The organism is Actinoplanes xinjiangensis (genome assembly GCF_003148685.1).
GTDB lineage: Bacteria > Actinomycetota > Actinomycetes > Mycobacteriales > Micromonosporaceae > Actinoplanes > Actinoplanes xinjiangensis.
In genome coordinates, this window is record NZ_QGGR01000003.1 from 609,218 (window position 1) to 629,146 (window position 19,929).

The window sequence follows — 19,929 nt, forward strand, 5'->3', positions numbered from 1 at the left end:
TATGAGCACTCTGATCGAGCGGCATCTGTACGACGTCGTCGTCATCGGGGCCGGTGGCGCCGGCCTGCGTGCGGCGATCGAGGCCCGGCTCGCCGGCAAACGCACCGCGATCATCTCGAAGTCGCTGTTCGGCAAGGCGCACACGGTGATGGCCGAGGGCGGCGCCGCGGCCGCGATGGGCAACGTGAACAGCAGAGACAACTGGATGGTGCACTTCCGGGACACCATGCGGGGCGGCAAGTTCCTGAACAACTTCCGGATGGCGGAACTGCACGCCAAGGAGGCGCCGGAGCGGATCTGGGAGCTGGAGACGTACGGCGCGCTCTTCGACCGGACCAAGGACGGCAAGATCTCGCAGCGCAACTTCGGCGGCCACGAGTACCCGCGTCTCGCCCACGTCGGCGACCGCACCGGTCTGGAGCTGATCCGCACCCTTCAGCAGAAGATCGTGTCGCTGCAGCAGGAGGACTTCGCCGAGACCGGCAGCTACGACTCGCGGATCCGGGTGTTCCAGGAGACCACGATCACCGAGCTGCTGCTCGACGGCGACCGGGTGGCCGGGGCGTTCGGCTATTACCGCGAGTCCGGTGAGTTCGTCCTGTTCGAGGCGCCGGCCGTGGTGCTGGCCACCGGCGGGGTGGGCCGCAGTTACAAGGTCACCTCGAACTCGTGGGAGTACACCGGTGACGGCCACGCGCTGGCCCTGCGCGCCGGGGCGACCCTGATCAACATGGAGTTCCTCCAGTTCCACCCGACCGGCATGGTCTGGCCGCCCAGCGTGAAGGGCATCCTGGTCACCGAGTCGGTCCGCGGCGACGGCGGGGTGCTGCGCAACTCCGAGGGCAAGCGGTTCATGTTCGACTACGTCCCCGACGTCTTCCGCAAGCAGTACGCGGAGACCGAGGAGGAGGCCGACCGCTGGTACACCGACGCGGACAACAACCGCCGCCCGCCGGAGCTGCTGCCCCGCGACGAGGTGGCCCGGGCCATCAACAGCGAGGTCAAGGCGGGCCGGGGCAGTCCAGCCGGCGGGGTCTTCCTGGACATCGCCAGCCGGATGCCGGCCGAGCAGATCATCCGGCGGCTGCCGTCGATGCACCACCAGTTCAAGGAGCTGGCCGACGTCGACATCACCAAGGAACCGATGGAGGTCGGGCCGACCTGCCACTACGTGATGGGTGGCGTCGAGGTCGAACCCGACACCGGTGCGGCGTTCGGCACGGTCCAGGGGCTGTTCGCGGCGGGCGAGGTGTCCGGAGGCATGCACGGATCCAACCGGCTGGGTGGCAACTCGCTGTCCGACCTGCTGGTCTTCGGCAAACGGGCCGGGGAGCACGCGTCGGCCTATGTGGAGACGCTCCAGGCCCGGCCGAAGCCGTCGAAGGTCGACGTCGCCGCCGCGGCCGAGGTGGCGCTCGCGCCTCTGGTCCGTGCGGGGGGCGAGAACCCGTACACCCTGCAACAGGATCTTCAGGCGGTGATGGGTGACCTGGTCGGCATCATCCGGCGCGAGGGCGAGTTGACCGATGCGCTGAAGAAGCTTCAGGAGCTGCGGGTCCGCGTCGCGAACGTGAGCGCGAGCGGCGGCCGCCGCTACAACCCCGGCTGGCATCTGGCCATCGACCTGCGCAACATGCTCGTCGTCTCGGAGTGCACCGCCAAGGCGGCGCTGGAGCGGGAGGAGTCGCGCGGCGGTCACACCCGTGAGGACTTCCCGAAGATGAGCCCGGAGTGGCGGCGCGTCAACCTGGTCTGCTCGCTGGAGGAGACCGGCGAGGTGCACCTGGAACGCAAACCGGTGCCGCGGATGCGCGACGAGTTGTTCGACCTGTTCGATCGCAGTGAGCTGGCCAAGTATGTGACCGATGAGGAACTGGCCGAGAGGGAGGCAGAGTGAAACGCCACTTCCGTGTCTGGCGCGGCGACGCGTCCGGCGGCGACCTGCGCGACTTCGACGTCGAGGTGAACGAGGGCGAGGTCGTCCTCGACATCATCCACCGCTTGCAGGCCACCGAGACGCCCGACCTGGCCTGCCGGTGGAACTGCAAGGCCGGCAAGTGCGGCTCCTGCTCCATGGAGATCAACGGCAAGCCGCGGCTCGGGTGCATGACCCGGATGTCGACGTTCGAAGAGAACGAGACCATCACGATCACTCCGATCCGCACTTTCCCGGTGATCCGTGACCTGGTCACCGACGTGTCCTTCAACTACGAGAAGGCGCGCGAGACGCCCGCGTTCGCTCCGCCGCCCGGCGTCGCTCCCGGCGAGTACCGGATGCAGCAGATCGACGTCGAGCGCAGCCAGGAGTTCCGGAAGTGCATCGAGTGCTTCCTCTGCCAGAACACCTGCCACGTGATCCGCGACCACGACGAGAACAAGCCGGCCTTCTCCGGCCCCCGCTACTTCATCCGCGCCGCCGAATTGGACATGCACCCGCTCGACGACCGGTCCGACCGCAAGGAGTACGCGCAGGCCAGCCAGGGTCTCGGCTTCTGCAACATCACCAAGTGCTGCACCGAGGTCTGCCCGGAACACATCAAGATCACCGACAACGCGATCATCCCGATGAAGGAACGCGTGGTCGACCGGCGTTACGACCCGCTGGTCTGGCTGGGCCGCAAGATCCTGCGCCGTGACCAGCTCGGGTCCGACAACATGGCGCCCAGCACCACCCCCGGGGTGGCCGGCACCTCCGGCGGCATCCCGAGTTCCCGCGCCCGCCGGCCGGAGGGTGCGCCGGTCGGCCCCGACGGTCACATGGACATCGCCGAACTCGTCGCGCCCCTCCAGGGCGGCCTCTCCCCCTTCGGCGAGGACATGACCTTCCCGCTCCCGCCCGAAGAGGTCACCTACCACCACCCGGAAAAGGACCGATAACCCCTTTCCGGTACGGGCCGGACGGCCCCACGCGGAGCCACCCCGTCCCGTGGCTCCCCCGCGACGCCCAGCCCGGTCCCGGCCGCAACGCGGCCGCCGGGCTGAGGCGAGGGTCTAAAGTCGTCGGGTGCCCTCCCTCGTCACGCCCGCGCTGCCGGCAGGCTCTCTCGCGTCCATGGACCAGACGGCGATCACCGGTGACGGGGTGCTGCTGCGGGCGTGGACGGAAGCGGACCGGGCGGCCGTCGTGGCCGGATTCGCCGACCCGGACATCCAGCGGTGGCACTGCCGGAGTCTGGACGACGACGAGGCCCTGGCCTGGATCGCCCGGTGGCGGACGGGCTGGCTCGCGGAGACCGAGGCGTGCTGGGCGGTCGTCGCCGACGGCGTGGTGGCGGGCCAGATCGGGCTACGCCGGATCGACCTCGCCGAGGGGATGGCGGCGATCTCCTACTGGACGCTGCCGGCCGCCCGGGGACGGCGGGTCGCGCCGCGAGCGCTGGAAGCCCTGACCAGCTGGGCCTTCCACGACCTGGGCCTGCACCGGCTGGAACTGAGTCACTCCACCGCGAACACCGCCTCGTGCCGGGTGGCCGGACGATCCGGCTTCCCCGCCGAGGGAACCAAACGCGCCGAGGCCCGGCACGCCGACGGCTGGCACGACATGCACCTGCACGCCCGCCTGGCCACCGACCCCGCCCGCTGACACCGGCGGGCGCCGCGTCGCCGGCCGCATCTTTCGCCGGCCTGACCGCGTCCGCCGACCGGCGTCAGGCCGACTCGGCGTCGGCGCTGGTGGCCGGGGTCGCCTCGCGGGTGCGCCAGAGTTCCAAACCGTCGAGGATGCGCTCGAGGCCGAAGGCGAAGCTCTCCGCGAAGACCCGCTCGGGGTCCATCGCGGCGACGCCCTCCTCCTTGCGCCAGCGGCCGAACTCCGGGTGTTCCTCGGACAGCGTCTCCACGTAGGGCTGCAGCTTCTCCTGCATCTCGGCGGCCGACCGGCCGGACCGCCGGACCATCGCCGCGGCCGCCGCTTCGGTGGTCGCCGACCCGATCACGTGGGCGGTGATCAGCGAGCTCACATGGGACAGGTCGGGTCCGCGGAACCCGGCCGCGGAGAGCAGCGCGACGGTGCGGTTGCCCATCCGCATGACGTTCGGCCCGAACGTGGGCCGCAATCCGAGCAGCCCGATCACCCATGGGTGGCGCAGCAGCATGGCCCGGATGCCGTTGGCCATCACCGACACGCCGATCCGCCAGGGGGCGTCGCCCGGCTCCGGCACGTAGATCTCGCCCATCACCTCGTCGACGGCCAGTTCCAGCAGGTCGTCCTTGGTGGCGACGTGCCAGTAGAGCGAGGTGGCGCCGGAACCGAGCCGGGCCCCCAGACGGCGCATGCTCAGGCCGGCGGCGCCCTCGGCGTCCAGCAGTTCGATCGCGGCGCGCACGATCTGCTCCCGGCTGAGCGTGGGCTGACCGGTACGGGCTCGGACGGGTCGGGTCCACACCGAGTCGATGAAGTCGGGCATGAGGCCATCCTAAAGGGGCTCGTACACTGTTCGAGTCTACTGGTACGGTGTTCGAGCCCAAGCGAACACTGTACGAGAGGAGTTTCTCGATGGCTGACCGTCATCCGCGGCGGTGGCTGATCCTGGGTGTTCTCTGCCTGAGCCTGCTCGTGGTCATGGTGGACAACATGGTGCTCAACATCGCGATCCCCGCACTCATCCGGGACCTCGGCGCGAGCACCGCCGACATTCAGTGGATCATCGACGCGTACATCCTGGTCTTCGGCGGTCTGCTGCTCACCGCCGGCAGCCTCTCCGACCGGCACGGTCGCCGTCTCGGCCTGGTCATCGGCCTGGTCGTCTTCGGTGGCGCCTCGGCGCTGGCCACCGTCTGCGAGACACCGGGGCAACTGATCGCGGTCCGGGGCCTGATGGGTCTCGGCGCCGCCTTCCTGATGCCCGGCACGCTGGCCATTCTCACCACCGTCTTCGGCGAGGACGAGCGCAAGAAGGCCATCGCCATCTGGAGCTCGGTGCTCATGCTCGGCGCCCTCGGCGGCCCGGCGCTCGGCGGGCTGATGCTCGAGCACTTCTGGTGGGGCTCGGTCTTCCTGCTCAACATCCCGATCGCGGTGCTCGGCATCGTGGCCGCGTTGCTGATCATCCCGGAGTCCAAGGGGCCGACCTCCCGCCCCGACACGGTCGGCGCACTGCTCTCCACGATCGGCATGACCGCCCTGATCTGGGGCGTGATCTCGGCGCCTGAGCACGGCTGGGAGTCGTTGCGCACCGCCGGCGCGCTCGTGATCGGCGTGGTCGCCCTGGTCGGGTTCGCCCTCTGGGAACGCCGCATCGATGAGCCGATGCTGCCGCTGCCCCTCTTCCGCGACCGCAATTTCCGGGGCGCCAGCCTGTCGCTGGTGCTGCTCTCCTTCTCGGCCGGCGGGGTGATGCTGGCGATCACGCAGTACCTCCAGTTCGTCCTCGGATACGAGCCGATCAGAGCGGGTGCGGCGTTCATCCCGATGCTCCTGACGACGATGGTGTTCAACGGCATCGGCGTGGTGGTGGACAAGCGGTTCGGTGCCCGGGTGGCGTTGACGGCCGGCCTGTTGCTGGTGGCGGGCGGTTTCGCGGTGCTCGCGTCCCTGGACTACGCGGACGGCTACCTCAAGCTGGCCGCGGCGCTGGTGATCATCGGCATGGGCAGCGGGGTGGCCTCGCCGGCGGCGGTGGGCACGCTGCTCGGCGCGCTGCCGCCGGAGCGGGCCGGGGTCGGGTCGGCGGTGAACGACACGGTGCAGCAGGTCGGTGCCGCCCTCAGCGTGGCGGTGCTCGGCAGCGTGCTGACCACGGCCTACCGTGCGGCGATGCCGCCGGGCACGACCGGGCCGGCACGGGACTCGCTGGGCGACGCCCTGGGAGTCGCGGCCGCGACCGGGGACGCCGGGCTGGCGGACGCGGCACGGGCCGCCTTCGTGGATGCCATCGCGGTCACCTCTCTGATCGGCGTGGTGGGCGGGATCGCCGCCGCGGTCCTGGCCGCCGCGGTGTTGCGACCGAAGCCTGCCACGGCCCCGGCGGCCGGCGGCCCGTCATCCACAGAAGCGGAAGAGGCGGAAAGGTTGTCCACAGATCCGGAAGTGGAACCCGCCGGAATCGAACGCCCGTACTAATATGGCGCCATGACCAGCGCCTACCAACCTTCGATGTTCGACCTGATGTCCGGGCCGGCTGAGGCGGTCGAGCCATTGACCGGCCGCCTCACCCGGCATCAGCTCACCGCCGGAGCCTGGGTCGACGTGCTGCCGGGCTGGCTGCACGGGTCGGACGCGGTCTTCGAGGCGCTGCTCGGCATCGACTGGCGGGCCGAGCGGCGCAGAATGTATGACGACATCGTCGACGTCCCCCGGCTCCTGCGGTGGTTCGGCCCGCGGGAGCATCTGCCACACCCCGCACTGGTGGCGGCGCGGTCCGAGCTCAACCGGCACTACGCCGGGGAGCTGGGCGAGGAGTTCGTGACCGCGGGCATGTGCCTCTACCGCGACGGGCGCGACAGCGTGGCGTGGCACGGCGACACCATCGGGCGCTCCGCCACCGTGGACACGATGGTCGCCATCGTCTCGTTCGGCTCACCCCGCAACCTGCTGCTGCGACCACGGGCGGGTGGGCACGAGACGCTGCGGTTCCCCCTCGGGCACGGCGATCTGATCGTGATGGGCGGGTCCTGTCAGCGCACCTGGGAGCATGCCGTGCCGAAGACGGCCAAGCCGGTCGGACCGCGGGTGAGCGTGCAGTTCCGACCAGCCGGTGTGGCCTGATCAGAGGTCTTCGGTAACGCGGACATTGCAAGTGGTTGACGAGTCCGCCGAGAAAGTTACACTCCAAGTGTAAATAGTTGATGCTCCATCTCCCTTACAGGACTTCCACCGGTCCGGCGAGGCGGTCATGTCAACAGATTCCCAGCTCAAGGAGCTTGCGCTCCACGACATCACGGTCCGCTTCGGCGGCCTGACCGCTCTCGACAGTGTGTCCCTGCGCGTGGCGCCGGGGCGGATCGTCGGCGTCATCGGGCCGAACGGTGCGGGCAAGACCACCCTTTTCAACGTCATCTGTGGATTCGTGCAGCCGACCTCCGGGTCGCTCACTCTGGACGGGAGCCCCTGGCGGCCCCGCCCACACCACCTGAGCCGTCTGGGTATCGCCCGGACACTCCAGGGGGTCGGCCAGTTCTCCGGCATGACCGTGCTGGAGAACGTGATGGTCGGCGCCCGTCACCGGCACGCGGAGTCCGAGGCGCTGGCCGCCCTGGACCGGTGCGGCGTCGCGCGCTATGCGGATGCCCATCCGGGCGCTCTGCCGTATGCGATCCGCAAACGCATCGAGCTGGCCCGCGCCCTGGTGGCGAAGCCACGCATCCTGATGCTCGACGAGCCGGCCGGCGGCCTGGACGCCGATGAGATCGCCTGGCTCGGTGCTCTGATCAAGGAGACCGGCACCACCGTGCTGCTGGTCGAGCACCACATGGATCTGGTGATGTCGGTCTGCGACGAGATCCTGGTCCTCGACTTCGGCAAGTCGATCGCACTCGGTTCGCCCGCGGAGATCAGCGCGAATCCCAAGGTGACCGAGGCCTATCTCGGCGCGGCGGCCTGACCCTACTCAGCATCACCCGTTCCGTGTGGGGCCGGACCGGCCTCTGACCTATCACCTGTTCCGCGTGGGGCCGGACCGGCCTCTGACCTCGCATACCCGAAAAGCCGGTCGTGTCCCGGCGCTCTTCGGCATACCCGAAACACGTCTACGAGCGGCCCCCGAGAAAGGAGCGCCGATGATCACGCGTACCCCGGAATCAACGGGAGACAGCCGATGAGCGGCGCGTTGTTGCAGGTCGAAGGCCTCACCGCCGGATATGGCGCGGCCCCCGTCCTGCACGATGTGGACCTCACCGTCCGGCCGGGAGAGATCGTCGCCGTGCTCGGGGCGAACGGCGCCGGCAAGACGACGCTGCTGCGCACCCTGTCCGGACTGGTCCGCAGCACCCACGGTCGGGTCGTCCTGGACGGCGACGACCTGGCCGGCACCAAAGTGGAGCATCTCGTACGCCGGGGCATAGCGCACGTCCCCGAGGGGCGCGGCGTGGTCACCGAGTTGACCGTCGACGAGAACCTGCGGCTCGGCGGCCTCTGGCGACGCGACCGGGCCGACGCGAAAGTGGCGCTCGACGAGGTCTACGACCTGTTCCCTCCGCTGGCACAGCGCCGCACCTTCGCCGGGCACCAGCTGTCCGGCGGCGAGCGGCAGATGCTGGCACTGGGCCGGGCCCTGGTCGGGCGGCCGCGGTTGCTGCTGCTCGACGAGCCGTCGCTCGGCCTCGCACCCAAGGTCACCCGGCACATCATGACCCTGTTGCGTGACCTGCGGGAACGTACCGGCCTGGCGGTTCTGCTGGTCGAACAGAACGTGCGCAGCGCGCTCTCCATCGCCGACGAGGGCGTGGTGCTGTCGCTGGGCCGGGTGGTGGTGCGCAACAAGGCGTCGGTGCTCCGCGACGACGCCGACCTCCGTCACGCCTACCTGGGGTTCTGATGAGCGAGTTCGTCTACCTGACCTTCGACGGGCTCAGCCGCGGCCTGGTCTATGCCGCGTTCGCGCTGGCCCTGGTGCTGATCTGGCGGGCTGCCCGGATCGTCAACTTCGCACAGGGTGCGATGGCGGTGTCCGCGGTCTACGTCGCGTACTCGGTCACGAACGCCACCGGGTCGTACTGGCTGGGGTTCGGGGCCGCGCTCCTGGCCGGGCTGGCGCTGGGCGTCATCGTCGAGCGCGTGGTGATGCGGTTCGTGGACCACTCGTCGCCGCTCAACGGGGTGGTGGTCGCGCTCGGACTGGTACTGATCTTCCAGGGCGTGCTGGGCATCGTCTACGGCAACGAGTTCCTGCCGTTCGAGACCCCGTTCAGCCGGGACGCCTTCGTGGTCGGCGGGGTGGCGATGCTGTCCCGGTACGACCTGTTCGTCTTCGGGACGGTCGGCGCCGTGGTCATCGCTCTCACGCTGCTGTTCACCCGTACCGCTGTCGGGCTCCGGATGCGTGCGGCGGCCTTCGCGCCGGACGTGTCGAGGCTGCTCGGCGTCTCGGTGGGCGGCATGTTGACGCTCGGCTGGGCACTGGCGGCGGCCGTGGGATCGCTCGCCGGGATCCTCGTCGTCCCCACCGAACTGGGTGTGCACCCGACAGCGATGGACGTGGTCTTCGTGTCGGCGTTCGCGGCCGCCGTCGTGGGAGGTCTGGACAGCCCGATCGGCGCGGTCGTGGGCGGACTGATCGTCGGCGTCCTGCTGTCGTACGTCAGCGGATACATCGACGTCACGGTCGCCCCGATGGCCGTTCTCGCCCTGCTCGTCGTCGTCCTGCTCGGTAGACCGGGCGGACTGTTCTCCAGCTCGAAAGCGAGGGTGGCATGACCGGCCGCACCGCAGCGAAGCACGAAGCCGAGACGGCCGGGACCGCGCAGGCACCCGTACCGGATGCGGGTCCCGTCCTGCCGAAGCGCCGCCGGCGGGTGCATCCGGTGATCGTGATCGCGGCCGGCGCGGTCCTGGTGGTCGCGCTGACCTACATGCTGCCGCCGTTCCGGAACTATCAGCTGGCCACCGTGGGCGCCTACTTCTGCGTGACGGCCGGGCTGACCGTCCTGACCGGACTGAACGGGCAGTTGTCGCTGGGGCACGGCGCGCTGATGGCGACCGGCGCCTACACGCTGGCACTGACGCAGAACAGGTGGGAGAACCTCCCGCTCAGCTTCGCCATGGCGGTCCTCGTCACCACCGTGGTGGGCGCGGTGATCGGCCTGGCCGCGGCCCGGTTGCGCGGTCCCTACCTGGCCGGTCTGACTCTCGCCGTCGCGATCGTGGTCCCGTCGGTGACCAGCACGTTCGATGAGACGTTCAACAGTGACCAGGGCCTGTCGGTGTTCCTGAACCCGCCGCCCGAGCAGTACCCGATCGAGCAGTGGCAGGCCTGGCTGTGCTGGGGTGCGGCGCTGGTCGTGGTGCTGCTGCTGGCGCTGCTGGTGCGCGGCCGGTTCGGGCGGGACCTGCGGGCCGTCCGCGACGACGAGACCGCCGCCAAGCTCGCCGGGATCAACATCGCGCGTACCCAGGTGCTGGCGTTCGTGGTGAGCGCCGTCTGCGCCGGGGTGTCCGGCGCCCTGTTCGCCTACCTCGCGCAGAGCGTCTCGCCCGGAGCCTTCCCGTTGACCCTGTCCCTCTTCCTGGTCATGGCGATCGTGATCGGCGGGCTGGGGAGCCTCTTCGGGGCGTTGTGGGGCGCGTTGCTGCTGGTGGTGCTGCCCGCACTGTCCCAGTCCGTCGGTGAGCAGACCGGTTCGCAGCGGCTGGAGGGAAACCTCGCGCTGATCGTCTTCGGTGTCGTGCTCGTCGTCGTCATGCTCGCCGCTCCGGGCGGCCTCGCATCCATCCCATCTCGAATGTCACGCCTGATCAGGAGGAACCGATGAAACGCATAACGACGGCGGCCCTTTCCGTCTTGCTGCTGGCGACCGCCGGCTGCACGGACGGCGGCGGTGGCGGCAACGGCTCGGGCAGCGGAAACGTGCCAGGGGTGACCGACACCGAGATCGTGGTCGGCACGCACATGCCGCTGACCGGTCCGGCCGCGGGCGGCTACTCGAAGATCGCGCCGGCCACCAAGGCGTACTTCGACTACGTCAACGCCAACGGCGGTGTGCACGGCCGCAAGATCACCTACAAGATCAAGGACGACGGCTACAACCCGGCGAACACCCAGACCGTGGTGCGGGAGCTGGTGCTTCAGGACAAGGTCTTCGCGGTCCTCAACGGTCTCGGCACCCCCACACACACCGGTGTCCTCGACTTCCTCAAGACCAACCGGGTGCCCGACCTGTTCGTGGCCAGCGGCAGCCGCAGCTGGAACCAGGCCGACAAGTATCCGCAGACGTTCGGCTTCAACCCGGACTACACGGTCGAGGGCAAGATCCTGGCCACCTACATCAAGGAGAACCTGGCCGGGAAGAAGACCTGCTTCCTCGGCCAGGACGACGACTTCGGCCGGGACAGCCTGGCCGGCGTCGAGAAGATCCTCGGTGCGGTCGCGGCCAAGGAGAGCTACGTGACCAGCAACCCGAACGTCGGGCCGCAGATGGGTGCGCTCAAGGCGGCCGGCTGTGAGGTCGTCGTGCTCGCGACTGTGCCCGGTTTCACTGCCCTGTCGATCGGGACCGCTGCGAAGATTGCGTTCAAACCGCAGTTCGTCGTCAGTAACGTCGGCTCCGACCCGACCACCGTCGGGAAGACTCTGGGTGCTGCCGCGCCCCTGATGGAGGGCCTCGTGGCGGCCAACTACCTGCCACTGAACACCGACGAGGCCAACCCGTGGATCCAGCTGTTCAAGAAGGTCAACGCGGAGCACAACGGCAACGCCGAGTTCGACAACAACGTCGTCTACGGCATGTCCGTGGGCTACCTGTTCGTGCAGGCGCTCCAGTCGGCCGGCAAGGACCTGACCCGCGACAAGATCCTCGAAACCGTGCAGAAGAACGGCTTCCAGGGTCCGGGCCTCGTGCCGCTGCGCTTCTCGGCCCAGGACCACTCGGGGTACGGCGGTGAGCAGCTCACCAAGGTGGAGAACGGCAAGGCCGTGTACTTCGGCACCCCGTACACCACCGACGACGGAGACGGTCCGGTCGCGCCGTACCAGGGGCAGGCCGTGGCACCACCGCCGAGTGGCGTGCCCGCCGCGTAATATCTGCACTTAGACTGCAAAAACACGACTCAGGAGGTTGGGCGATGGCCGACCAGGTAGCAATCGTGACCGGAGCAAGCCGGGGGATCGGGTTCGCCATCGCGCAACGCTTCGTCGCCCAGGGTGTGAGAGTCGCCGTCACCGGCCGCGACGCCGACGCCCTCGAGGCCGCCGTGAAGGAGCTCGGCGGCCCCGAGGTGGCGCTCGGCGTGGCCGGCAAGGGCGACGACCCCGCGCACCGGGCCGCGGTGATCGACGCGGTGCGGGAGCGGTTCGGCCCGGTCACCACGCTGATCAACAACATCGGGATCAACCCGGCGTACGGGCCGCTGGCCACCCTGGACCTCAACGCCGCCCGCAAGATGGCCGAGGTCAACCTGATCGGCACGCTCGGCTGGATCCAGGAGGCGCTGCGCGGCGGACTCGGCGAGACCGGCGGTTCGATCGTCAACATCTCGTCGGTCTCCGGTGTCCGCCCCGCGCCCGGGATCGCCTTCTACGGCACCACCAAGGCCGCCCTCATCCACCTCACCGAGGAACTCGCGGTCGAGTTGGCCCCGAAGATCCGGGTCAACGCGGTCGCGCCCGCGGTCGTGAAGACGCGGTTCGCCTCCGCCCTCTACGAGGGGCGGGAGGCGGAGGTGGCGGCCACGTATCCGCTCCAGCGGCTCGGTCACACCGACGACGTGGCCGGCACCGTGGCGTTCCTCTGCTCCCCGGACGCCGCCTGGATCACCGGGCAGACCATCGTGATCGACGGTGGCATCACCCTCACCGGGGCCGTCCAGTGAGCCTCAAGCGGGTGGTGGTCACCGGCGCCGGTGGCGGGATCGGCGCGGCACTGGCCCGGCGGTTCGCCGCCGACGGTGCCAAGGTGGTGGTCAACGATCTGAACGCGGAGGCGGCCCGGACGGTCGCCGGCGAGATCGGCGGGATCGCGGTTCCCGGTGACGCGGCCCGCGAGGAGGACGTCCGGCACCTGATCGACACGGCCTGGAGCGAACTGGGCGGGATCGATCTGTTCTGCTCGAACGCCGGAGTGCTGTCGGCCGGGGACGAGACGACACCGGACGCCCAGTGGCAGCGCGACTTCGGGGTCAACGTGATGTCGCACGTCTACGTGAGCCGGGCACTGCTGCCGCGCTGGCTGGACGGCGGTGAGCCGAAACGGCTGCTGATCACGGTCAGCGCGGCCGGTTTGCTGACCCTGCTGGGCAGCGCGACGTACTCGGTGACGAAGCACGCGGCCCTGGCCTATGCGGAGTGGCTGCGTGCCACGTACGCCCATCGGGGTCTGATCGTGCAGGCGCTCTGCCCGCAGGGTGTGCGCACCGACATGCTGACCCGCGGCAACGACCGGGGCAGCGGCGCGGCCTCGCTGCTCGCCGAGGGTGCACTGCCGCCGGAGGAGGTGGCCGACCTGGTCGCCGGTTCCCTGGAGGACGGCGGGTTCCTGATCCTGCCGCATCCGGAGGTCGAGGGCTACTACCGCTTGCGCGCGAGCGATCCCGATCGTTGGCTGGGAGGCATGAACAAACTCCAGCGCGGATTCGAGTCCGCGTGAAGGGCCTCGACCTGGAGCGCCTCCAGGCCTATCTGGACAGCCCGCCGCTTTCCGGGACGATGTTCGCGGGCGGTAGGTCGAACCTGACCTACGCGATCACCGACGGCGCCGACCGCTGGGTGCTGCGCCGGCCACCGCTCGGGCACGTGCTGCCCACCGCACACGACATGGTCCGTGAGCACAAGGTCCTCGACGCCCTCTCCCGGGCCGGTTTCCCGGTGCCCCGGCCGGTGCGGCTCTGCACCGACACCGAGGTCATCGGGGCGCCGTTCTACCTGATGGAGCACGTGGACGGCACCATCTACCGGGACGCCGCGCTGATCGAGAAGATCGACTTCCGGGCGCTGACGTTCACCCTGGTCGACACCCTCGCCGATCTGCACTCCCTGGATCCGGCGGCGATCGGGCTCGGTGACTTCGGCAGACCGGAGGGCTTCAACGCCCGGCAGGTCCGCCGCTGGAAACAGCAGCTCGACGCGTCACGCAGCCGGGAGCTCTCCGGCATCGACGAGTTGCACGCCCGGCTGGCCACCGACATCCCGGCCGGTGGCCCCGGCGCCGTCGTGCACGGTGACTTCCGCCTGGACAACGTGCTGGTCAGTGACGAGCTGACGGTCAACGCGGTGCTCGACTGGGAGATGTCCACCCTCGGCGACCCGCTCAGCGACCTGGCCCTGATGCAGATCTACGCCGGCCGGCCGCTGCTGGAACGCGACGGTAAGCCGTTCGCCCCGGTCGACATCCCCGGGCACCCCACACTCGACGAGATCGCCGCGCGCTACGCCGAACGCAGCGGGCGCGACGTCAGCGACCTGCACTGGTACGTCGGCTTCGCCGCGTTCAAGCTCGCCGTCATCCTCGAGGGCGTGCACTTCCGTTACACCAAGGGTCAGACGGTCGGGCCCGGCTTCGACACCGTGGGCGCCATGGTTCCCACCCTGGTCGAGCAGGGCCACCGAGCGCTGGAAGGACACTGATGGACTTCGAGTACGACGCGAAGACCGAGGACTACCGCAAGCGGCTGCTCGCCTTCATGGACGAGCATGTCTATCCCGCGGAGCCCACGTATCACACCGACGGCTGGGAACCGCCCGCCGCGCTGGAGGGACTGAAGGCGGCCGCCAAGGAGGCCGGCCTGTGGAACCTCTTCCTTCCCGGTGACCACGGTGCCGGTCTCACCAACCTCCAGTACGCGCCGCTCGCCGAGATCACCGGCCGCAGCCCGGCGATCGCCCCGGCCGCGCTGAACTGCGCCGCACCCGACACCGGCAACATGGAGGTCCTCGCGGACTTCGGGACCGACGAGCAGAAGGAGCGGTGGCTCAAGCCGCTGCTGGCCGGTGAGATCCGCTCCGCCTTCGCGATGACCGAGCCGCAGGTGGCCTCCTCGGACGCCACCAACATCGGCACCCGGATCGACCGCGACGGCGACGACTACGTCATCAACGGGCGCAAGTTCTACATCAGCGGCGCGATGAACCCGAACTGCAAGATCTTCATCGTGATGGGCAAGACCGACGTCGACGCCCCGCGGCACCTCCAGCAGAGCCAGATCCTGGTGCCCCGGGACACGCCCGGCCTGACCATCGAGCGGGGCATGACCGTGCTCGGCTACACCGACGGCGACCACGGCGGCCACGCCGAGATGATCTTCGAGAACGTCCGGGTGCCGGCCACCAACCTGATCGGGCAGGAGGGCGGCGGGTTCGCGATCTCCCAGGCCCGGCTCGGGCCCGGCCGCATCCACCACTGCATGCGGCTCATCGGCATGGCCGAGCGGGCCCTGGAGCTGATGTGCACGCGGGCCTTGGTCCGTACGCCGTTCGGCAAGCCGCTCGCCGAGCAGGGCGTCATCCAGGACTGGATCGCCGAGTCGCGGGTCCGCATCGAGCAGGCCCGCCTGCTGGTGCTCAAGGCCGCCTGGCTGATGGACACGGTCGGCAACCGGGGTGCGCACACCGAGATCCAGTCCATCAAGATCGTGGTGCCGTCCACGGTGGAGTGGATCGTCGACAAGGCGATCCAGACCCACGGGGCGGCCGGGCTCGGGCAGGACTTCCCGCTTGCCGGCCTGTTCGCCAGCGCCCGTATGCTGCGACTCGCCGACGGGCCGGACGAGGTGCACAAGCGGTCGCTGGCCCACCGTGAACTCAAGCGTTACCGGAGTCATTCGTGACCAACCCACCTACGCGCGTCGACGGGCGTACCGCGCGGTCCGAGCGGACCCGCAACGCGATCATCGACGCGCACCTCCAGCTGATCGGCGAGGGGGACATGCGCCCCACCGCCGATCGGGTGGCCAAGCTGGCCGGGGTGTCCCTGCGCGCCCTGTGGAGTCACTTCGCCGACATGGAAGCCCTGATGGCGGCGAGTGGTCAGCGGGTGCTGGAGCAGCGCGACGCGTCGTACCGGCCGATCCCGGCGGATCTGCCGCTGACCGAGCGGATCGAGGCGTTCTGCCATCAGCGGGCCCGCCTGCTGGAGGAGATCGCGCCCGCGGCGCGGGCCTCCGCCCTGAAAGAGCCGTTCTCGTCGGGATTGCAGCGTTACCGCAAACTGCACACCTCGCGGGTACGCGACGAGCTGACCGCCACCTTTCCGACCGAGATCGGCAGTGACGAGGAGTTGCTCAACGCGCTGACCGCGGCCAGCCTCTGGCCGACGTGGGCGACGTGGCGTGACGCCATGGGCCTGCCGGTCGAGGGCGCCCGGTCCGCACTCGCCCGCGTCGTCACCGCCCTGATCAACCCGGCCGGGGCGAAGCCGGCCCGCTGAGCCGTGGGAGGCCCTGCGACCGGGTCCGCCGGGGTGCGGCGTTGCGGAGGCGGATGCCGCTGAAGGCGATCGTGCTGGTGACGACCTGGTCCCAGAAGGACCACAGGTCGTCGAGCAGCCGCAGCTGGATTCCGGCCGCAGCGTGGCATGCGATCAGGTCGCCGACCGGTTCGGGTGGGCCGAGTGGTTCGACCGGTTCGCATGCCACGTGGGCGTGCGGCAACGGCTCCCCGATCGGGCGGAACGGTTCGGCGGGGAGCCGGTACGCGTACAGCCTGGTGGCGCGCATCGTGTCCCACCAGGCGTATTCGATCGCGTGGACCCGGTCGCCGCAGCCGGCTCCGATGATCCGGTCCCGGTCGGTGTCGGTGGTGACGCCGGGGCGCACCCAGGCAAGAGCGCGCGGGCACTGTCGCGGGAACCAGTAGTCCGGCGCCCGTTCGTGGTCGACCGCCCAGACGTAGGCCTCCGGCTGCTGTGCGGTGGCCGCGACGTGCGGAACGAACCGCGTGATGGTCGGATCCTCGGAGAAGTGCAGCACCTGCCCCGGTTCAGGTCGCATCCGCCCTTCCTATCGCACCATCCCCAACCAGGCCCAGCCCGGCCCGCCGGCCCGTCCGGCTGGACACCACCGCTGTCTCACGACACCCGAGACAGCGGTGGGAACCAGCCAGGCCCGTCCGGCTGGACACCACCGCTGTCTCGCGGCGCGTGAGACAGCGGTGGCGCCCAGCCGGGTCGCGGGTGGGGAGCCGGGTCAGAGGAGGGCGACGGATCGGGCGCCCTCGCCGCGGGACATGCGGTCGAAGGCGGCCGGTACCTCGGCCAGGGTGATGCGGTCGGTGATCAGGTGGTCGAGGTTGAGCGTGCCGTCGAGGACGTCACGGGCCAGGGCCGGCACCTCCAGGTCGGTGTCGGCCTGCCCGTACACCGAGGCCCGCAGGGTGCGCGCCGAGGAGAAGATGTCCAGTGCGCTCAGCTGGACCATGTCGTCGGCCGCGCCCATGCCGACCACGGTGACCTGGCCGCCGGAGCGGGTGGCTCGCCAGGCGGCCCGGATGGTGGCGGCCCGGCCGACGCATTCGATCGCGTGGTCGGCGCCGAGCCGGCCGGTGCGGCCGCGGATGTCCTTCGACAGGTTGTCCGAGGACACCACGAAGTCGGTGGCGCCGGCCGCCTCGGCCAGGCCTTTCTTCGCCTCGGTGACGTCCACCGCGATCACCTGTGCGGCACCGGCGGCGCGGGCCGCGGCGACGACCGACAGGCCGACCCCGCCGAGGCCGATGACCACGACCGATTCGCCGGGTGCCACCCGGGCGGTGTTGCGGACCGCGCCGGTCCCGGTGAGGACGGCGCAGCCGAGCAGGGCCGCGAGGTCGAAGGCGAGTTCCTGAGGTACGGGGATGACCGCGTTCTCCGGCACCACCACCTGTTCGGCGAACGCCCCCACGCCCAGGGTCACGTGGACCGGCGCGCCGTCCAGGGTGATGCCGTTGGACTGGGCCGCGACGCCGTGCGAGGTGCTGCACAGCCAGGGCTCGCCGTGTTCGCAGAACCAGCAGGTGCGGCAGGCCGGCTGCCAGTTCAGCACCACGTGGTCACCGACGGCGGTCCGGGTGACGTGCTCGCCGATCTCGACGACTTCACCGGCCGCCTCGTGCCCGAGGATCAGCGGGTGCGGCGGCCGCAGCGTGCCGTTCACCATCGACAGGTCGGAGTGGCAGACACCGGCCGCCCGGACCCGCACGCGCACCTGGCCGGGGCCGATCTCGGGCAGCCGCAGTTCGGCGAGGGCGGCGGGGGCTCCGGTGTCGCGGACGACGAGGCCGGTCATGTACTGGGTCATCGCTGGATCGCTTTCACCTGCTGGAATTCGGTCAGCCCGTAGGCGCCGAGTTCACGGCCGATACCGGACTGCTTGTAGCCGCCGAACGGGGCGAACGGGTTGAACGAGCCGCCGTTGACGTCGACGGCGCCGGTGCGCAGCCGCCGGGCCACGGCGACCGCCCGCGCGTCGGAGCCCCAGACCGCGCCGGCCAGGCCGTACTTCGAGTTGTTGGCGATCGCCACGGCCTCGTCGTCGTCACCGAAGCCGATGATCGACAGCACCGGGCCGAAGATCTCCTCCTGGGCGATCTCACTGTCCGGGTCGACGTCGGCGAAGACGGTCGGCGCGACGAAGTGGCCCTGTGCGGGCACGGGGGCGTCGAGGCCACCGGCGACGACCCGGGCCGTGGCGCGTTCGATGAAACCGCGGACCCGGTCCTTCTGGGCGGCGGAGGCGAGCGGGCCGATTCGGGTCGCCGGGTCGAACGGGTCACCGAGGGTGTAGCCGGCGGCGGTCTTGGCGGCCAGTTCGACGGCCTCGTCGTAGTGGCTGTGGTGGACCAGCATGCGGGTCCACGCCGTACACGTCTGGCCGGAGTTGAGGAAGGCGTTGCCGACGCCGACCTTGACCGCCTTGACCACGTCGGCGTCTTCGAGGATGACGTTGGCGGATTTGCCGCCGAGTTCCAGGGACACCTTGGCGATCCGGTCGGCGGCGGCGTGGCTGATGGCCGCGCCGGTCCGGGTGGATCCGGTGAACGACACCATGTCGATGCCGGGGTGCCCGGCAATGGCCGATCCGACGGCCGGGCCGGTGCCGGTGACCAGGTTGAACACGCCGGGCGGCAGCTGGGCCTCGGCGACCGCGTCGGCCAGCAGGTAGGCGGTGAGCGGGGTCAGCTCGCTCGGTTTGAGGATCACCGTGCACCCGGCGGCCAGCGCCGCGCCGACCTTGGCGACGACCTGGTGCAGCGGATAGTTCCACGGGGTGATCGCGCCGACCACGCCGATCGGTTCGTGGACGACCAGCGAGTTGCCGATCGTCTCCTCCCGCGCCGGGCGGCCGGCGAGTTCCGCGTACCCGGCGAGGACGGTCAGGGGAAGGCCGGCCTGGACCGCCTTGGCGATCTTGAGCGGGGTGCCCAGTTCGAGGCCGACGATCCGGGCGACCTCGTCGGCGCGGGCGGTGAGCGCCCGGTGCAGCCGGCCCAGCGCCGCACCGCGCTCGGCCGGCGTCAGCCCGAAGGCCCAGCCGTCGAAGGCGGCGCGGGCGGCGGAGACGGCGAGGTCGACGTCCTCGGCCGTCCCGGCCGGCACATGCCCGAACACCTCTTCGGTGTACGGGTTCTCGACTCCGATGCGCTCGGTGGAGGCGGACGGCACGTACGCGCCGCCGATCCAGTGCTCATCACGGAAGACCGACGTCATCGGCGTACCCCCTGGTCGTAACGGTCGGAAAGGCTGTTGATCAGCAGGTCGAGCCCGAGCTCGAACGCACCCTCGTCGACGGCGGCGCGATGTGCGGCGAGTTCATGGGCCCGGTGCAGGTGCGGGAAGCGGTCGTACAGGTCCGGGTCGGCCTCGAAGCCCAGGGCGAACGAGCCGAGCGCGGAGCCGGTGATCAGGTATCGCATCAGCGCGCCGATGTGGGTGGCCCGGGCCCGGGACCAGCCGGCCTCGATCAGCGCGCCGTAGACGGCCTCGGCCATGGCCAGCCCGGCCGGCCGGCGACCGGGGCCGGTGGCCAGCACCGGGACGATGTGCGGGTGCGCGGCGAGCACGGCGTGGTACGACTTCGCCCACAGCCGCAGCCCTTCGCGCCAGTCGTTGCCCCGGAAGACGGAGATGTCGACCTGGGCGACCACCGCCTCGGCGACCGCGTCGACGATCTCCGCCTTGGTCGCGAAGTGGTTGTAGAGCGACGGCCCCTGCACCCCCAGTTCGGTGGCGAGGCGCCGCATGGAGCAGGCGTCCAGGCCCTCGGCGTCGATCAGCACGGCCGCCGCCTCGACGATGCGCTCCCGGGTGAGCAGCGCCTGCCGAGGCCGAGCCATGGAAGTCGTCCCTTCGATCAGATCGAGAAAACCGAAA

20 protein-coding genes are annotated in these 19,929 nt (G+C 70.1%); 15 read left to right on the forward strand and 5 right to left on the reverse strand.

Annotated features, from left to right (window positions below; translation table 11 throughout):
* Position 1: 1 nt before the first annotated feature.
* The 3 genes from BC793_RS09640 to BC793_RS09650 all read left to right on the forward strand — a co-directional run bounded on the left by BC793_RS09640 (position 2) and on the right by BC793_RS09650 (position 3,583).
* Entirely contained in the window at positions 2-1,897 is a 1,896-nt protein-coding gene (locus tag BC793_RS09640; protein ID WP_109591358.1) for a fumarate reductase/succinate dehydrogenase flavoprotein subunit, read from the forward strand.
* On the forward strand, positions 1,894-2,877 hold the full coding sequence (locus BC793_RS09645; protein WP_109591360.1) for a succinate dehydrogenase/fumarate reductase iron-sulfur subunit: 984 nt from the start codon (positions 1,894-1,896) through the stop codon (positions 2,875-2,877). The genes BC793_RS09640 and BC793_RS09645 overlap by 4 nt, the downstream gene beginning before the upstream one ends.
* 127 nt (positions 2,878-3,004) lie before the next feature.
* Positions 3,005-3,583 (forward strand): GNAT family N-acetyltransferase, encoded by a 579-nt coding sequence (locus tag BC793_RS09650; RefSeq protein ID WP_109591362.1) that lies wholly within the window; start codon positions 3,005-3,007, stop codon positions 3,581-3,583.
* A gap of 64 nt (positions 3,584-3,647) precedes the next feature.
* Here the strand turns inward: BC793_RS09650 and BC793_RS09655 are convergent, their stop codons facing one another.
* Complete coding sequence (locus BC793_RS09655) at positions 3,648-4,406, reverse strand: TetR/AcrR family transcriptional regulator (RefSeq protein WP_109591364.1); 759 nt, start codon at positions 4,404-4,406, stop codon at positions 3,648-3,650.
* Positions 4,407-4,495: 89 nt separating this feature from the next.
* Here BC793_RS09655 and BC793_RS09660 point away from each other — a divergent pair, with 89 nt between their 5' ends.
* From BC793_RS09660 to BC793_RS09715, 12 genes are all read left to right on the forward strand, one after another.
* Positions 4,496-6,061: an MFS transporter gene (locus tag BC793_RS09660; RefSeq protein WP_109591366.1), complete on the forward strand. Its 1,566-nt coding sequence runs from the start codon at positions 4,496-4,498 to the stop codon at positions 6,059-6,061.
* A gap of 9 nt (positions 6,062-6,070) precedes the next feature.
* Complete coding sequence (locus tag BC793_RS09665; protein ID WP_109591368.1) at positions 6,071-6,706, forward strand: alpha-ketoglutarate-dependent dioxygenase AlkB; 636 nt, start codon at positions 6,071-6,073, stop codon at positions 6,704-6,706.
* Between the two features lie 127 nt (positions 6,707-6,833).
* A complete protein-coding gene (locus BC793_RS09670) occupies positions 6,834-7,541 on the forward strand; it encodes an ABC transporter ATP-binding protein (RefSeq protein WP_109591370.1) in 708 nt (235 codons plus the stop codon).
* A gap of 213 nt (positions 7,542-7,754) precedes the next feature.
* The gene (locus BC793_RS09675) at positions 7,755-8,474 is read left to right on the forward strand and encodes an ABC transporter ATP-binding protein (protein WP_109591372.1); all 720 of its coding nucleotides are present in this window, start codon (positions 7,755-7,757) and stop codon (positions 8,472-8,474) included.
* Positions 8,474-9,352, forward strand: coding sequence for a branched-chain amino acid ABC transporter permease (locus BC793_RS09680; RefSeq protein ID WP_109591374.1), 879 nt, complete (start codon positions 8,474-8,476; stop codon positions 9,350-9,352). The genes BC793_RS09675 and BC793_RS09680 overlap by 1 nt, the downstream gene beginning before the upstream one ends.
* Positions 9,349-10,407 carry a branched-chain amino acid ABC transporter permease gene (locus tag BC793_RS09685; protein WP_109591376.1) on the forward strand — a complete coding sequence of 353 codons (1,059 nt, stop codon included), beginning with the start codon at positions 9,349-9,351 and terminating at the stop codon, positions 10,405-10,407. The genes BC793_RS09680 and BC793_RS09685 overlap by 4 nt, the downstream gene beginning before the upstream one ends.
* On the forward strand, positions 10,404-11,672 hold the full coding sequence (locus BC793_RS09690; RefSeq protein WP_109591378.1) for an ABC transporter substrate-binding protein: 1,269 nt from the start codon (positions 10,404-10,406) through the stop codon (positions 11,670-11,672). The genes BC793_RS09685 and BC793_RS09690 overlap by 4 nt, the downstream gene beginning before the upstream one ends.
* Positions 11,673-11,716: 44 nt before the next feature.
* Positions 11,717-12,463 (forward strand): SDR family oxidoreductase, encoded by a 747-nt coding sequence (locus BC793_RS09695; protein ID WP_109591380.1) that lies wholly within the window; start codon positions 11,717-11,719, stop codon positions 12,461-12,463.
* Positions 12,460-13,236: an SDR family oxidoreductase gene (locus BC793_RS09700; RefSeq protein WP_109591382.1), complete on the forward strand. Its 777-nt coding sequence runs from the start codon at positions 12,460-12,462 to the stop codon at positions 13,234-13,236. The genes BC793_RS09695 and BC793_RS09700 overlap by 4 nt, the downstream gene beginning before the upstream one ends.
* On the forward strand, positions 13,233-14,213 hold the full coding sequence (locus BC793_RS09705) for a phosphotransferase family protein (protein ID WP_203896052.1): 981 nt from the start codon (positions 13,233-13,235) through the stop codon (positions 14,211-14,213). Before BC793_RS09700 ends, BC793_RS09705 begins: the two co-directional genes overlap by 4 nt.
* On the forward strand, positions 14,213-15,412 hold the full coding sequence (locus BC793_RS09710; protein ID WP_109591384.1) for an acyl-CoA dehydrogenase family protein: 1,200 nt from the start codon (positions 14,213-14,215) through the stop codon (positions 15,410-15,412). Before BC793_RS09705 ends, BC793_RS09710 begins: the two co-directional genes overlap by 1 nt.
* Positions 15,409-16,011, forward strand: a complete 603-nt coding sequence (locus BC793_RS09715; protein WP_109591386.1) for a TetR/AcrR family transcriptional regulator — start codon at positions 15,409-15,411, stop codon at positions 16,009-16,011. The genes BC793_RS09710 and BC793_RS09715 overlap by 4 nt, the downstream gene beginning before the upstream one ends.
* Here BC793_RS09715 and BC793_RS09720 read toward each other — a convergent pair.
* From BC793_RS09720 to BC793_RS09735, 4 genes are all read right to left on the reverse strand, one after another.
* Positions 15,980-16,573 (reverse strand): DUF6886 family protein, encoded by a 594-nt coding sequence (locus BC793_RS09720; protein ID WP_109591388.1) that lies wholly within the window; start codon positions 16,571-16,573, stop codon positions 15,980-15,982. The genes BC793_RS09715 and BC793_RS09720 overlap by 32 nt on opposite strands.
* A 195-nt stretch (positions 16,574-16,768) precedes the next feature.
* The gene (locus BC793_RS09725; protein WP_109591390.1) at positions 16,769-17,857 is read right to left on the reverse strand and encodes an alcohol dehydrogenase catalytic domain-containing protein; all 1,089 of its coding nucleotides are present in this window, start codon (positions 17,855-17,857) and stop codon (positions 16,769-16,771) included.
* Positions 17,854-19,266 (reverse strand): aldehyde dehydrogenase family protein, encoded by a 1,413-nt coding sequence (locus tag BC793_RS09730; protein WP_109591392.1) that lies wholly within the window; start codon positions 19,264-19,266, stop codon positions 17,854-17,856. The genes BC793_RS09725 and BC793_RS09730 overlap by 4 nt, the downstream gene beginning before the upstream one ends.
* A complete protein-coding gene (locus BC793_RS09735; RefSeq protein ID WP_109591394.1) occupies positions 19,263-19,892 on the reverse strand; it encodes a TetR/AcrR family transcriptional regulator in 630 nt (209 codons plus the stop codon). The genes BC793_RS09730 and BC793_RS09735 overlap by 4 nt, the downstream gene beginning before the upstream one ends.
* Positions 19,893-19,929 lie beyond the last annotated feature (37 nt).